This is a genomic window from Rhodococcus sp. 06-1474-1B, assembly GCF_002258885.1.
Classification (GTDB): Bacteria; Actinomycetota; Actinomycetes; order Mycobacteriales; family Mycobacteriaceae; genus Rhodococcoides; species Rhodococcoides fascians.
Genome location: NZ_NOYR01000021.1, coordinates 493260 through 507270 on the forward strand (window position 1 = coordinate 493260; position 14011 = coordinate 507270).

A 14011-nucleotide genomic window follows, 5' to 3' on the forward strand; every position below is an offset into this window, starting at 1 on the left:
ATAATGTGCGCATGACGACGTGGAACGAATTCTCGGCAGCGGCTCCGACACTCGCGTCGGCGGTGCGGGCGCGATTCACCGCTCACAAGCACCATGTTCTCGCGACGCTACGAGCAGACGGCTCACCGCGCGTGAGCGGAACCGAGGTGGAGTTCGTGGACACCGGGGTGCTGCGACTCGGATCGATGCTCGGTGCCGCCAAAGCGCGAGATCTTCAGCGCGACGGCCGGTTCGCACTGCACAGCAATCCCGGCCACCACTCGATGGAGGGCGGCGACGCAAAGATCAGCGGAATCGCCGCAGAGATCACCGATCCTGCTGTGCTGCAACCGATATTCGACGCGGCTCCCGGCGAACTCGTGCCGTATCACGTGTTCGATCTCGACATCGGCGAAGTGGTACTGACGTCACTGGTGGACGATCACATGCAGATCGACGTCTGGCGTCCGGGAACCGAGGTACGCACCGTCACCAGGTGAGCTCTTCCTTGCAGGTTCGGCCGTGTGCGGTCGGCTCGACCTGCACGGTGGCATGGTCGAGTCCGTAGGTCGACAACAGCGAGCGCGCTCGATCGAGCACCATCGACGACGACCCCTCGCATTCCAGGTGCACGGTGGCCACGTCCATTCCGGTGGTCAGGGTCCACACATGTAGGTCGTGCACTCCCGTCACTCCGGGAAGGGCGCTCAGATCTCCGGTCAACGCGTCCACGTCGACATCGGCAGGACTCGCCTGAGTGAGGATGCGCAGTGCCGACCCGGCGAGCTTGATCGCACGCGGAACCACCCACAGCGAGATGAGCACGCCGACGACGATGTCGACCCAGGTCCACCCGAACACCAGCATGAGCACACCGCCCACCAACACACCGACGCTGCCGACGGCGTCGGCCAGCACCTCCATGTAGGCACCGCGAACGGCGAGAGAGTCCTTCGCATCGCCGCGGATGAGCATCATGACGACGATGTTCGCGGCAAGACCGGCCGCAGCGGTGAGAATCAACGGAAGACCGGGAATCTCGGGCGCATCGCCGATGCGAGATATCGCCTCGTACATGATGAACGCCGCAACGCCCAGCAGCAGAACAGCATTCGCGATCGCGGTGAGCACCTCGGCACGGTGCCAACCGAATGTCCTTGCCGCTGCGGCACTTCCCTTTCGTGCAAGGACGAGAGCGATCAAGCCCATCGACATCCCGAGTACGTCGGTGAGCATGTGGCCGGCATCAGCGAGCAGTCCGAGCGAGCCGATGGCCAGCGCGACGGTCAGCTCGACCACCAGGAACACCACCAGAACGGCCAACGCCACGATCATCTTGCGAACCCGAGATCTGGGCGGTCCCGCGCCGTCGGGCGAATGACCACCCACGCCGTGGCTGTGTCCGTGACCCGCGCCCATGACTCCCCCTCGTGACTGCAACGACTTCAGGCAGTCACCATATGCGTACATACGCATATATGCAATGGTGTGCTCGGGTCACAACTCCGGCGGGACGTGCGGATGCTTGACCGTCGGCGGCAGAGTCGCCAACGCAGAGATGCGCTTGAGCCCGGCGACCTGCAACAGATCGACGATGATCGACCGCAACTGAGCGAGCACCACCGTCGCCGACAACCCGGCGTTCGAGATCAGTTCCGGCTTCGCTCCGGCAGCGACCGACCGCAACACCCGCGCGGCCTCCGCCGCATCCGGTTTCTGCCCCGGATCGGCGAGAATCATTTGACGTAGGACTTCCACCGCATGCGCCAGCTTCTCCACCTCGTCGACCACCCGCGGGTCCAGAATTTCGTCGTCGCGCACCAAGGTCAACGACCGCCGTGCCAGCACCCGAATATTGCGAACAGCGTTGTCGATGGGGTCGGCTGTCGCCGCCAGGGCCGCCAACCGAGTGCGATGATTCCAGTACATCGGAGAAATGCGCGCGATCTCCCGGCCGCCCTTGAGATCGGTCCGCAGAGCATCGATTCCGGACTGCGTCGCCCGAGCCTTGCGCAACGCATCCTCGATAGGCTTCGGGTCGTTGGCCACCAACCCGTCGGCCACCTTCTGCAACACACTCGCCGCGGTCGCCAACACGTTCGCCGCATCCTTACGCGCCCGCCACACCGGATGCGTCGGAATCAACGCCACGATCGCGATGCCCACCAGACCACCGACCAACGCGTCGACCATGCGGTTGGGGCCACCCATGTTGCCAGGAGGAATGAGGGTCGCCACCAGCACCGCGGACGATCCGGCCTGCATCGCGATGATGGGGCCGCCGTCGAGGAACACCGCAGCCGACATCGCCAACACGACCACCAGCGCGATCTGCCACGGCCCACTGCCGATCAGGGAGATCAACAGATCGCCGACGCCGATGCCGACCGTCACGCCGGCCACCAGCTCGGCCGATCGGCGCAACCGCGCCCCGAGGGACACACCGAGCGAGACGACGGCCGCAATGGGCGCGAAGAACGGACGTTCGTGACCGACGAGGTCCGTAGCGACGAACCACGCGACCCCGGCCGCCAACGCGCACTGCACGATGGGCAACAACGACAACCGCAGCCGCTCGGTGCCCGCCTTCATCCGGGTTCGGCCACGCGCCCGGCTCGCGCGGGCCCGATCAGCCCAGGCCGAGCGCTTCCGCTGCTTTGGGATCACAGTCTTCGAGGAGGTCGAGGCAGCGGGCGTACTCGTCGTGCTCGCCGATGTCGCGGGCGGCTTTGGCGAGGACTGCGACGCATCGGAGGAATCCGCGGTTGGGCTCATGGCTGTACGGGACCGGCCCGAATCCCTTCCATCCGTTACGACGCAACTGGTCCAGACCTCGGTGATAACCGGTACGCGCATAGGCGTACGCGGTGATGGTGGCACCCGATTCGAGAGCGGCCTCGGCGAGATACGCCCACGCGATCGACGCCGTCGGATGGGCCGCAGCAACCGTCTCGGGAGCATCGTGATTCAGCAGTGCGGATTCGGCCTCGTCGTCGCCGGGCAACAGCGTTGGTTGAGGTCCGAGCAGATCACCGAAAGAAGTCATGGCGCTCATTGTGCCCCTACGTCACCCAATCGTGTCCGAACACCCCCGGCGGCGCTCACGCTGCGCTGCACACGCGGTCGATAGGCTGCCAGCTGACGAAATTTCGGACTTACAGCTTTCGAGGAATTCGGTGAACGAGGGAGAACGCATGTCGGACGAGAAGAACAATGCGACCCCTGAGGCCGACACGACCAAGATCGACCTGAACAAGAAGAAGCCGGCCGACGAATCGGCGGACGCCCCCACCGAGAAGATCGCTGCACCTGAATCCGATTCGCCGGTAGCTGCGCCTCGAAAAGCCGAGCCCCAGAAGATTGCGCCCCAGAAGATCGCGCCCAGAAAGATCGAACCGCAGAAAGCTCGGCCGCAGCAGGTCGGACCACGCCGCGTCGGACCGCCGGCTGCGGAACCGAACAAACCGAGTCACAAGAAGTGGTGGGCGGCTCTGATTGCCGCGGTGGTGGTGATCGCGGCAGTGGCCGCCGGTGCGTACCTGCTGATCGACCGCACGAGCGTCGAGGACTCCCCGGAAGCGCAGATTCGCACGACGGTCGAGTCGTTCACCAGGGCGCTGGCCGCCGGAGATCTGGCCACGCTGCGCAGCACGTCCTGCGGAGACCTGGCGACGTTCTACCGCGACATCCCGGACGCGGAGTTCGCCGACGTGCATCGGGTGTCCGTGGAGCAGGGCAACATCCCGACCGTCGACAGCATCGACGCCATCCAGGTCACCGACGACACCACGGCGATCGCTCAGGTCATCGCCCACACGGACGCCAACCCGAACGATCGCTCGCCGCGCACCTTCGACCTGAGCCTCGACGGCGATCAGTGGAAGGTGTGCAGCTGAGTACCCATGTGAGTGGAACTTCGTAGTGGGCTACGAGGTTCCACTCACATGCGGCGCAGCCGCTTATCCGGCGCTGACGCTGCGTCCGGCCGACTTCAGGTCGTTGCAGGCCTCGATCACACGGGCCGTCATTCCGGCTTCTGCCTTCTTGAGGTAGCTGCGCGGGTCGTAGGCCTTCTTGTTGCCCACCTCGCCGTCGATCTTGAGCACACCGTCGTAGTTGGAGAAGAAGTGTCCGGCGATCGGGCGGCTGAATGCGTACTGGGTATCGGTGTCGACGTTCATCTTCACCGTTCCGTACTCGAGCGCCTCTTCGATTTCGCTCTTCGCCGAGCCCGATCCGCCGTGGAAGACGAAGTCGAACGGCTTCGAGCCCGATGCCAGGCCGAGCTTCTCGCTGGCCACACGCTGACCGTCGGCGAGAACGGACGGCTTGAGCTTGACGTTGCCCGGCTTGTAGACGCCGTGCACGTTGCCGAACGTCGCCGCCAGCAGGTAGCGCGAGCCGGCGTCTCCGGCACCGAGTGCCTCGACGGTCTTGAGGAAGTCCTCGTTCGACGTGTACAGCTTGTCGTTGATTTCTGCCTCGACGCCGTCTTCCTCGCCGCCGACGACACCGATTTCGATCTCCAGGATGATCTTCGCGGCCGCAGCGCGGGCCAGCAGATCCTTCGCGATCTCCAGGTTCTCGTCGATCGGCACGGCCGATCCGTCCCACATGTGCGACTGGAACAGCGGGTTCTTGCCGGCGTCGACGCGCTCCTGCGAGATCGCGAGCAGCGGACGCACGTAGGTGTCCAGCTTGTCCTTGGGGCAGTGGTCGGTGTGCAGCGCGATCGTGACGTCGTATTCGGCGGCCACGACGTGGGCGAACTCGGCGAGAGCGACAGCGCCGGTGACCATGCTCTTCACACCCAGGCCGGAGCCGAATTCTGCGCCGCCGGTCGAGAACTGGATGATGCCGTCGCTACCCGCGTCGGCGAAGCCTTTGATGGCGGCGTTGATGGACTCGGAACCCACACAGTTGATTGCCGGGAAGGCGAACTTGTGTTCCTTCGCCCGGCCCAGCATCTCGGCGTAGACCTCGGGAGTTGCGATAGGCACGGCGTCATTCCTCCATTGAAAGTTCGATTGTGTCCTGTGCAGTATGGCAACCTCCGGGCTCGGTGTCGTGCGTACCCGCTCACGTCCCTCCCGGGTGGTTGTCCGTCGAGGGGTGCCGAACAGGCCATCGAGTTCACGGTCGGCCGACACCGACTGTTCAGGAGTTGCCGGTTTCGGCCGGTAGTGTGGGCGCGGTGAGTCTTCTTGCTGCTTCGGAATCGGTGACGACGAATCTGGCCCTGTTGCCCGGTTTCCTCGATCCGGTGAACCTGCTCAATTCCTTCGGTCACTGGGTCCTGATCGGTCTGCTGCTGGTGGTGTTCATCGAGTCGGGCCTGCTGTTCCCGCTGCTGCCCGGCGACTCGTTGCTTTTCACAGCCGGCCTGATCGCGGCGTCGAAGTCCACCGAGATCGAGCCGTTCGCGTCCATCTGGACGCTGGTCATCCTGATTCCCATCGCGGCGATCCTCGGCGACCAGGTCGGTTTCCTCATCGGCACCAAGGGCGGTGCCGCCCTCTTCAAGACGAACGACGCCCGATTCTTCAAGAAGAAGTACATCGACGAGTCGCACGTCTTCTTCGAGAAGCACGGCCCGATCACGATCATCCTGGCGAGATTCGTACCCATCGTGCGGACGTTCGCGCCGGTCGTCGCCGGTGCGTCGCACATGAAGTACTCGCTGTTCCTGACGTACAACGTCGTCGGCGGCATCCTGTGGGGCGCGGGTGTCACGGTTCTGGGGTACCTGCTCGGACAGATCGCGTTCATCCGCGACCACGTCGACATCATCTTCCTGCTGATCGTCGCCGTGTCCGTCCTGCCCATCGTGATCGAGGTCGGCAAGCGCATGATCAAGGCCCGCAAGACTCCACTCGGGGAAGCAGCCGACGCGATCGAAGCCGACGCCCCGGACTCCAAGTCCTGATCCGAAAGCGATCGAGCCCGTGTCACTGAGCGCCACAGCATTGACCGCCGCCGCACTGCAGACCGTGTCCACCGAGGCCGTCGGCAGTTTCGGACCGCTGCAGTCTGCGGGTCCGCTGGTCGTGTGGGTGATCGTGATGGCATTCGTGTTCATCGAATGCGCAGTGATCATTGGCCTGTTCCTACCCGGCGACTCGATGCTGATCACTGCGGGCATCGTCATGGCGACGCACGCGTCGGGCACCGGCCACATCTGGGCTCTCTCGGTCGGTGCGATGGTCGCGGCGATCGCGGGCAACCAGGTGGGATACATGATCGGCCACCGAACCGGTTCGACGCTGGTGGCCCGCAAGAACGGCAAGTACCTCAACACCAAGAACCTGCACAAGGTAAATCTGCTGCTGGAAAAGCACGGATTCTGGGCGGTTCTCGTCGCGCGTTGGATCCCGTGGGTGCGCACGCTGTGCCCGATGGTCGCCGGGGCGGCGAAGATGGATCACCGTCGCTACACCATCGCCAGCACTCTGGGCGCAATCATCTGGGCACCGGTGCTGCTGCTCGTCGGTTTCTACTTCGGCTCGTTCATCCAGCGCATCCCGTGGCTGATGCCCGCGGTGCTGATCAGCATGATCGTGCTGCTGGTCGTCGGGACGGGTCTGGGTATCTGGCAATACCGCAAGGAAATGGCGCGTCCGGAAGAGACGATCGTCGTCGACGAGGTTGTCGAGTAGTAGCCCGGAGCGATTTAAAAACCAGCGGGAGTGCAGCCTGCGGAACGACCTAGAAACCGCGGGAGTGCAGCCTGCGGAACGACCTAGAATCCACCAGCGCAGACGCGGTAGGCCGCTTCCATGAGCATCCAGCCACCGAGTTGGACGGACAGGTCGCGTTCGGGCACCTCGGACGGTCGGACCGTTCCCTCGGCGAAGGTGGCGATGTGCAGGCCCTGCCCCGGGAATCGTGCTTCGCGGGTCCAGTCGGCACCGAACAGTGGGTTGTCCTCCACTTCGAGTCTGTTCTCCCATGCGGCCTCGGCCGAGACGAGGACGATTGCGGCCGCGACCTCTCGTGCACGATCGTCGGCGTCGGTGTCGCCGGGTAGTTCGGTGGCCACCAACGCGAGGTAGCGCGCGAGAATCGGATTGAACAGGCCCCCGTCTCCCCCGCCGCCGCCGGTGATGACGAGGTTGCGGGTGAGGTGGTTCTCGACGGCGTCGACCAGCGCGTGGACGCGCTGCGCATGCCTCGGCTCGCCGAGACGGAGTGCGAGTTCGGTTTCCAGGCCGAGTGCGACGCCCTGGCAGTAGCTGTAGATCGCGCGTTCGACCTCGCCGGACTTGCCCGCGTCGACGAGGGCGCGAGTGGAGTGCATGCCGTCGAGGATCAATCCGGTGCGTGAGTCACGCAGCGTGCGGTCCATCCAGTCCGACATCTCCTGGGCACGCCAGAGCCGGCCGGTGCGGGCGAGCATGATCGCTGCCGGGCCGTTGGCAGGCGCGTTGTAGAAGTCGGATTTCTTGCGCCACGGGATGCCGCCGCCTTCGGCCGGAGCCCAGGCGTCGAACAGTTCCATCTCGATCTGCTGGATGCCGCTGCGATTTCCGACGAAGTGCTGACGCTGCGCACGTTCGAGGGCCAACCCGAGCCAGGCCATGTCGTCGTAGTAGTTGTTGGTCCAGCCGGTGAGGTTTCGCGTGCGGTGCGCGCGGGTGATCTTCGTCAGGCGTCGACGACGTTTTGTGGTGAGTTCGCGGTCGGCGGCATCCACTGCGCAGTCGAGCAGGTGTGCCTGCCACCAGTAGTGCCAGCGCAGGAAGGCACGCTCATGCTTGACGGGCGGCCACGCGACGACTCCGAGCGCCGTACCGGGCAGTCCCCAGAGCCGACGCATGTGCCGTGCGACGACGGCCCCCTCCGCAGCGTCGGCACGCTGCGACCACAACTCCTGCATACCCGCAATCCTGCCACTACCGTTGCCGAACCGTTACATCCCGTCCTGGTAAGGCCCTGTCCTCACCATGCGGTATCGAGATCGGCGTGGCGACGAATCCACGAGTGCATCGCAATCCCGGCCGCAACACCGGCATTGATGCTGCGTGTCGACCCGAACTGCGCGATCGAGACCGTCATGGACGCGGACTCCCGCGCACTCTCGGAGACGCCGGGACCCTCCTGACCGAACAGCAGCAGGCAGTTGCGCGGCAGCTCTGCCGTTTCGATCGGCACCGAGCCCGGGGTGTTGTCGACGGCGACGACGATGAGGCCCTGGTCCTCGGCGAACGCCATCAGCGCCTCCACCGAATCGTGGTGGTGAATGTGTTGGTACCGGTCGGTGACCATCGCGCCGCGACGGTTCCATCGACGCCGCCCGACGATGTGCACCGCCTGCGCGGCGAAGGCGTTGGCCGTGCGCACCACCGTGCCGATGTTCGCGTCGTTCGCGAAGTTCTCGATGGCGACGTGCAGTGAATGACGGCGAGTGTCGATGTCGGCGACTATGGCCTCGCGTCGCCAGTATCGATATGCGTCGACGACATTGCGTCGATCACCGGCGGCGAGCAGTTCGGGGTCCAGTCGCGGGTCGTCGGGCGGCGGCTCGTCGTGGGTGTCCGACCACGGGCCGACGCCGTTCGGGTTCTCACCCCATTCGGTGGGACCAGCTTCGGCCGGTTGGCCGTCGATCTCGTTCTCGCTCAATAGATTTCGTTACTGTCGGGCGCGATCCGGAATCCGTGACCGGTGGCGTCGTTCGCGCACGAGATACCGTTCTCGGCCGAGGTACAGGTGTAGCCACCCTCGGCGATGGTCGCACCGACAGCCAGCGGCGGATCCATCGACTCGCCACCCGAGGTGTACACCACTCCCCCGGAACACATGAATGCCGCGGGACCGTCGTTGGTCACGCGAATACCGTTGCCCCAGTTGATCATGCAGTCGTCGGGCCGCGGCGGAACCGGGGTGGTCGTACCTTGACACCCGGCCTCGGTGCGACTCGACAGCGGCACGATGCCGCACTGGAACAGCCCGTCGGGCGAGGTGAAGTAATAGGCCCCGCCGATCGCGGCATACGTCGTCTGCGGCTCCGCGACCGGTGGGGGTGGTTCGACCGGCGGGGGCGGCGGCGCTTCCGACGTGGTCGTCACCGGCGGCGGAGTCGTGGTCGGTGCGGTAGTCGTGGTGGTCGGCACGGGGGTGGTGGTCGACGACGGAGGCGGCGCTTGCGCAGCCGACTCGCTACTGCAGCCGGTGAGGACGAGCGCAGACCCGACCCCGACAGCGACCGCCCACGCCCGCACCGTTCCGAATCGCACTGTCCCGAATTGTCTTGTCCTGCTCGACCGCACCGTGCTCAGCATGAAGAAAACCCGACCCACCTTTCGACACCTACTGCTCGAAAGACAGACGATACCGGCGCAGCGCCGGCATCGTCCGGTGCGGCGTTCTAGGTGTGGCTCAGACGGCGGTTGACTTCACGGGTGAGCCACGCAGGCGAGAACCGTGAACCGAGCGAGAGCGCCTTGGAGGGCAGACCGACCGGGAAATGCACCTTGTGCAACCGACGCTTCACCGGACGGGTGGCGTCGAAGATCGCGTCGGACACATCTTTGACGGTGAGCTTGATACCCAACGAACTCGTGGTGCCCGTCGAGATCTTCTCGGTCATCGCCGTCTGGACGAACAGCGGCCACATGGCCTTGACCGCGATGTCGTACTTGCTCCATTCGAGATCCAACGCCTCGGTGATGCCGCGCACCGCGAACTTGGATGCGCCGTACGTCACCAACTCGGGCTGACCGTAGATGGCCGAGGCCGAGCACAGGTTGACGACCTGCGCGCCCGGGGTGTCCCTGAGGTAGGGGAATGCAGCGTGGGTGCCGTAGACGACGCCGTTGACGTTGATGTCGATCTGGCGGCGATGCACCGAGAGCGGCATGTCCTCGAAGGCCCCTGCAGCGAGGATCCCGGCATTGTTGATCAAGATGTCGAGTCGACCGTCACCCTCGGCAACGAACTCCTTCAACCGGGTTTCCCACTGGTCGGAGTTGGTTACATCCAAAGTACCGGTGAACACCCGACCGCTGAGCGAAGCAGCTTCCTTGCCGAGTGACGCCAAACCGGTCTCGTCGATGTCGTACGCACCGACGAGGTAACCGTTGGCAGCGAACTTGAGTGCCGTTGCACGGCCGATGCCGGCCGCGGCACCTGAGATGAAGACAGTTGGTCGAGTCACATCGATCACCGTACATGTAACCCTACTTACGAGTAACCCCCAATCTCCGATCGATCGAACGCCGTCTCCCGACGGCACAGGAGTACCGAAGTGAACGACTCGAGGATCGTGCGAGCCGTCGTCGTCGTGGCGATCGGCTATTCGATAGTGCTGGCAGTCTGGATCGGCCGGCTCGTGGACAAGACCCCGCCCGGCACGTTGCCGTACCAGTTGGCAGCCCTGGTGGCCGGATTCGGCGCGGCCCTCGGCCTGGCCATGATGATCGCCGGACGCCCCACGCGCGAGCAGAAGGATCTGATCGAACACGGCGTCGAGGGGTGGGCGACGGTGGACGCGATCCGGCGCATCGACGACGACACCGCCGAGCTGGACCTGGAGTTCACCGTGCCGGGCTCGAGCAGCTACTTCGGCAAGATCGTCTACGGCATTCCCCGAGCCGACACCGCACACTTCGAGCCGGGCACGGTCATCGCCGTTCGAGTGGACCCGGCCCATCGAGAGCGGGTTCTGCTGCTTCCCCGTCACGGCGTCGACGAGTAGTGGCCAGGGCGTCGACGAGCAACATCTGAGCGGCCACGTACGTGGACAGGATCACCGCCTCCGCCGTGCGGCGCTGCCGTTCGTCGGTGAGGAACAACCGTCGGTGGACGATCAGCGCGTCGGACACCGTGAACAGGATGCCGCCCACGACGAGCCGGCGATCACCCCCACGCGAGACCGACCGCGCAGACAACGTCGACGTCGTCGCGAGCACGCCGCCGTAGGCCGACAGGGTCGGGGCGACCGCCGGTTGGCGTCGAGCCAGCAGGATCGACGCGGCCAGCCAGCCCGCGTATCGCGGAACGGCGTCCAGTAGAACCGGTCGCGCACCACGACGCCACAGCAGAAACGTGTAGCAGCTCTGCATGACTCCGAATGCCGTGGCACCGAGTTCGAGCGCCGAGTCGTCGTCCGGGTCGATCAACAGCACGTCGCCGATGGTGGCTGCGACCAGACCCGTCGCCAGCACCCGGTCGTGTGCCGGATCGAGGGCGGTGGCCAATGCAGGAACGATCAGCGGCTTGGCAATCTTCTGCAGCCGTGCCGAGCCCGTCCACGCCCCGAGCACTGTCACCGCACCTGCTACCGACGCGGCAACGCGGGCATATCCCACCCGATCGATGTTCACTTCCGACCTTTCCGGGGCGAATCCGTCATAACGACCGTCACATGTGACCCTGACCCCTATCGCTTGATACTCGCAGTGAGCGTGGGCATCGTGGACAGGTCGGTCGGATCATTTTCGAAAGCACTGGGGACCATCATGCGCCGCAAACTCACCGGGCACACTCGCATCGCAGGTGACGAGGTCGCCGGCTACCCCAATCCGCTTCTCCGCGACTGCGACCTTCGCCAGGCACAGATCAAGCGCTGGGTCGTCACCCTGTTGATCGTCATGGTGCCGTTCTCGCTGTGGATCGGCACCGGTGCCTACTCCGAGCAGCAGCAACGACTCGACGAGCAGCGCACGTCGATCCACCAGGTGACGGCCACCACGACCGATGTCGCAACCGTGGCACCGACTGCCGCGACCAGCTTCGACTCCACCAACGGTGCCGCCGTGACGGCCGTTCCCTCGCAGTGGGTCTACCGAGGCGTCGAGCACACCGGCCGCGTCAGCGTCGACACCGGGTCGCCGGTCGGTACGACCGCTCAGATCTGGGTGAACGACGCCGGCGAGCTGAGCCTGCGGCCACTGACCTCGTCGGATGTCGTCGCTGCCGCGATCTTCAGTGCTGTCGGAAGTTGGATCCTGGCGGCCACTGCGCTGATCGGCTTCTACTACGTCATGCGCTTCCGTTATGACGGCCGCCGAAACGCCGAGTGGGATCGCGAAATCGCCGATCTACTGAGTCGACACTGATCCGCTCTCCTCCCCCGAGCTCACCCCGCCCGATCCAACGGACAGGTGAGCCTCGCATTGCGATAGATAGTTAGTGTATGTAACAATAAACCGGTGAGCCATTCCCCCGACGACCTCAAAGATCTGGTCTCGGAGCTGGTCACCAGTTCGTCACGCTTCGTTCGCTTGGCTGCCCGATTCGGCAGCGACGAATGGCCCAGAGCGTGGATGCGGGCACTGTCGCTGCTCGAGGAGTATCAGCCCCTGCGCATCAGCACCTTCGCCGAGTTGGACCGATGCTCGCAGCCCTCGGCCACGGCACTGCTCGCGAAGTTGGGCAAGAACGGGCTGGTGACCAAGACGTCCGACCCCGACGACTCGAGGGCCGTGCTCGTCGAGATGACCGAGGCCGGCCATCGGTGGCTCGCCGCGAGTCGCCGTCACATCGTCGACGGACTCGTCCCGTACCTGTCCGACCGAGACCCGGAACAAATCCAGAAATTGACCGACGGCCTGAGCGAGCTTCGCAGCATCCTCGAACCCGTCGATCGCGAAAAGAGAGGAACTCTTTCGTGACCACCAGCACCTCCCCCGACAGCCTGCTGAAGCAACCGCGCGCCGTGTGGGCCGTCGCGTTCGCCAGCGTCATCGCCTTCATGGGCATCGGTCTGGTCGACCCGATCCTCAAGCCGATCGGCGAACAACTGCACGCCTCGCCGTCTCAGGTGTCGCTGCTGTTCACCAGCTACATGCTCGTCACCGGCGTCGCGATGCTCATCACCGGCGTCGTGTCCAGCCGATTCGGGCCCAAGCGCACATTGCTGGCCGGCCTGGCCGTCATCGTGGTCTTCGCCGCCCTCGCCGGCATGTCCGGTTCCGTCGGCGAGATCATCGGATTCCGCGCCGGCTGGGGACTGGGCAACGCCCTGTTCATCGCCACGGCGCTCTCGACCATCGTCGGTGCAGCATCCGGCGGCGTCGCCCGCGCGATCATCCTCTACGAGGCCGCACTGGGCATCGGAATCGCAACCGGACCGCTGGTCGGTGGCCTCCTCGGCGGATTCAGCTGGCGCGGACCGTTCTTCGGTGTCGCGGTACTGATGGCCATCGCATTCATCCTGCTGATCGTCATGCTCCCGGACACCCCCAAGCCCGCGCACACCACGTCGATCCTCGATCCGTTCCGGGCACTGCGACACCGCGGACTGCTGACCGTCGGCATCACCGCACTGCTCTACAACTACGGATTCTTCACCCTGCTGGCGTACACCCCGTTCCCCCTGGACATGGGCACCTACTCGATCGGTTTCATCTTCTTCGGTTGGGGCCTCTGCCTGGCCGTGGCATCGGTGTTCATCGCACCGAGACTGCAGCGGGCCTACGGAACGCTGAACATGATGATGCTCTCGCTCCTGCTCTTCGCCGTCGACCTCGGCGTCATGGCGATGTTCACCGAGAACAAGACCGTCCTGATCGTCGGAACCGTCGTGGCCGGCTTGTTCTTGGGCGTCAACAACACCCTGATCACCGAGACCGTCATGATCTCGGCACCGGTGGAGCGCTCGACCGCGTCGGCGGCCTACAGCTTCGTCCGCTTCACCGGCGGTGCCGCTGCTCCCTACCTGGCCGGCAAGCTCGGTGAATCCAACATGCACGTCCCGTTCTGGGTCGGCGCGGCCTGCACGGCCCTGGCCATCGTCGTCCTTGCAAGCGGCCGAAAAGTCCTCGCCCACGTGGACGAACACGAGCCGGCAGCGCACAGCATCGACGAGGCCCGCGCGGTGACAGTAGGCGACTGAGCCTTTCGATCAACCGCTGAATCCGACGGCCGAGAGCATCGCTCTCGGCCGTCGACGTGTATCAATGGCCTCATTCGTCACATCCGCCTCATCAGTAACACTTTGGTAACCAATACCTCGGTAAAGGACTTTTCGGTTCGATGTACCGTCCGGTTGGTTTACGGTCACGTCATCACGGTTGTTCGTGTGACTCAC

The 14011-nt window shown here is 64.8% G+C and carries 17 protein-coding genes; 8 read left to right on the forward strand and 9 right to left on the reverse strand.

What is annotated here, in order from left to right:
• Nucleotides 1-11 precede the first annotated feature (11 nt).
• On the forward strand, nt 12-479 hold the full coding sequence (locus CH266_RS09360; protein WP_032391292.1) for a pyridoxamine 5'-phosphate oxidase family protein: 468 nt from the start codon (nt 12-14) through the stop codon (nt 477-479).
• Here the strand turns inward: CH266_RS09360 and CH266_RS09365 are convergent.
• From CH266_RS09365 to CH266_RS09375, 3 genes are all read right to left on the reverse strand, one after another.
• The gene (locus CH266_RS09365; RefSeq protein WP_027494299.1) at nt 469-1398 is read right to left on the reverse strand and encodes a cation diffusion facilitator family transporter; all 930 of its coding nucleotides are present in this window, start codon (nt 1396-1398) and stop codon (nt 469-471) included. The genes CH266_RS09360 and CH266_RS09365 overlap by 11 nt on opposite strands.
• A 78-nt stretch (nt 1399-1476) precedes the next feature.
• Nucleotides 1477-2571, reverse strand: coding sequence for an FUSC family protein (locus tag CH266_RS09370; protein WP_032371495.1), 1095 nt, complete (start codon nt 2569-2571; stop codon nt 1477-1479).
• A 37-nt stretch (nt 2572-2608) separates the two neighbouring features.
• The gene (locus tag CH266_RS09375; RefSeq protein WP_032391235.1) at nt 2609-3025 is read right to left on the reverse strand and encodes a DUF3151 domain-containing protein; all 417 of its coding nucleotides are present in this window, start codon (nt 3023-3025) and stop codon (nt 2609-2611) included.
• A gap of 148 nt (nt 3026-3173) precedes the next feature.
• Here CH266_RS09375 and CH266_RS09380 point away from each other — a divergent pair, with 148 nt between their 5' ends.
• Nucleotides 3174-3875 carry an Rv0361 family membrane protein gene (locus tag CH266_RS09380; RefSeq protein WP_094715147.1) on the forward strand — a complete coding sequence of 234 codons (702 nt, stop codon included), beginning with the start codon at nt 3174-3176 and terminating at the stop codon, nt 3873-3875.
• A gap of 63 nt (nt 3876-3938) precedes the next feature.
• Here the strand turns inward: CH266_RS09380 and fbaA are convergent, their stop codons facing one another.
• Entirely contained in the window at nt 3939-4979 is a 1041-nt protein-coding gene (gene fbaA, locus CH266_RS09385; protein WP_027494302.1) for a class II fructose-bisphosphate aldolase, read from the reverse strand.
• A gap of 185 nt (nt 4980-5164) precedes the next feature.
• On the opposite strand from fbaA, the gene CH266_RS09390 reads away from it, so the two are divergent.
• Both CH266_RS09390 and CH266_RS09395 read left to right on the forward strand, forming a co-directional pair.
• Nucleotides 5165-5905 carry a VTT domain-containing protein gene (locus CH266_RS09390; protein WP_370878752.1) on the forward strand — a complete coding sequence of 247 codons (741 nt, stop codon included), beginning with the start codon at nt 5165-5167 and terminating at the stop codon, nt 5903-5905.
• Between the two features lie 64 nt (nt 5906-5969).
• Nucleotides 5970-6635, forward strand: a complete 666-nt coding sequence (locus CH266_RS09395) for a DedA family protein (RefSeq protein ID WP_027494304.1) — start codon at nt 5970-5972, stop codon at nt 6633-6635.
• An 83-nt stretch (nt 6636-6718) separates the two neighbouring features.
• Here CH266_RS09395 and CH266_RS09400 read toward each other — a convergent pair whose 3' ends face one another.
• From CH266_RS09400 to CH266_RS09415, 4 genes are all read right to left on the reverse strand, one after another.
• Nucleotides 6719-7855, reverse strand: a complete 1137-nt coding sequence (locus CH266_RS09400) for a glycoside hydrolase family 76 protein (protein ID WP_094715148.1) — start codon at nt 7853-7855, stop codon at nt 6719-6721.
• 62 nt (nt 7856-7917) lie between these two features.
• Complete coding sequence (locus CH266_RS09405; RefSeq protein WP_094715149.1) at nt 7918-8601, reverse strand: TrmH family RNA methyltransferase; 684 nt, start codon at nt 8599-8601, stop codon at nt 7918-7920.
• Nucleotides 8598-9260, reverse strand: a complete 663-nt coding sequence (locus tag CH266_RS09410) for a DUF6636 domain-containing protein (protein ID WP_371828105.1) — start codon at nt 9258-9260, stop codon at nt 8598-8600. Before CH266_RS09410 ends, CH266_RS09405 begins: the two co-directional genes overlap by 4 nt.
• A gap of 86 nt (nt 9261-9346) precedes the next feature.
• Entirely contained in the window at nt 9347-10135 is a 789-nt protein-coding gene (locus tag CH266_RS09415; protein ID WP_027494308.1) for an SDR family oxidoreductase, read from the reverse strand.
• A gap of 90 nt (nt 10136-10225) precedes the next feature.
• Between CH266_RS09415 and CH266_RS09420 the strand changes: the two genes are divergently transcribed.
• Complete coding sequence (locus CH266_RS09420; protein ID WP_094715150.1) at nt 10226-10675, forward strand: hypothetical protein; 450 nt, start codon at nt 10226-10228, stop codon at nt 10673-10675.
• Here CH266_RS09420 and CH266_RS09425 read toward each other — a convergent pair.
• Nucleotides 10602-11297: a lysoplasmalogenase gene (locus tag CH266_RS09425; RefSeq protein ID WP_052054760.1), complete on the reverse strand. Its 696-nt coding sequence runs from the start codon at nt 11295-11297 to the stop codon at nt 10602-10604. The two genes, CH266_RS09420 and CH266_RS09425, sit on opposite strands and share 74 nt — an antisense overlap.
• A 141-nt stretch (nt 11298-11438) precedes the next feature.
• On the opposite strand from CH266_RS09425, the gene CH266_RS09430 reads away from it, so the two are divergent.
• The 3 genes from CH266_RS09430 (at nt 11439) to CH266_RS09440 (ending at nt 13816) form a co-directional block, all read left to right on the forward strand.
• Nucleotides 11439-12038: an Rv1733c family protein gene (locus CH266_RS09430; protein WP_048316526.1), complete on the forward strand. Its 600-nt coding sequence runs from the start codon at nt 11439-11441 to the stop codon at nt 12036-12038.
• Between the two features lie 93 nt (nt 12039-12131).
• Nucleotides 12132-12593, forward strand: a complete 462-nt coding sequence (locus tag CH266_RS09435) for a MarR family winged helix-turn-helix transcriptional regulator (RefSeq protein WP_032371497.1) — start codon at nt 12132-12134, stop codon at nt 12591-12593.
• Complete coding sequence (locus tag CH266_RS09440) at nt 12590-13816, forward strand: MFS transporter (protein WP_032382202.1); 1227 nt, start codon at nt 12590-12592, stop codon at nt 13814-13816. Before CH266_RS09435 ends, CH266_RS09440 begins: the two co-directional genes overlap by 4 nt.
• Nucleotides 13817-14011 lie beyond the last annotated feature (195 nt).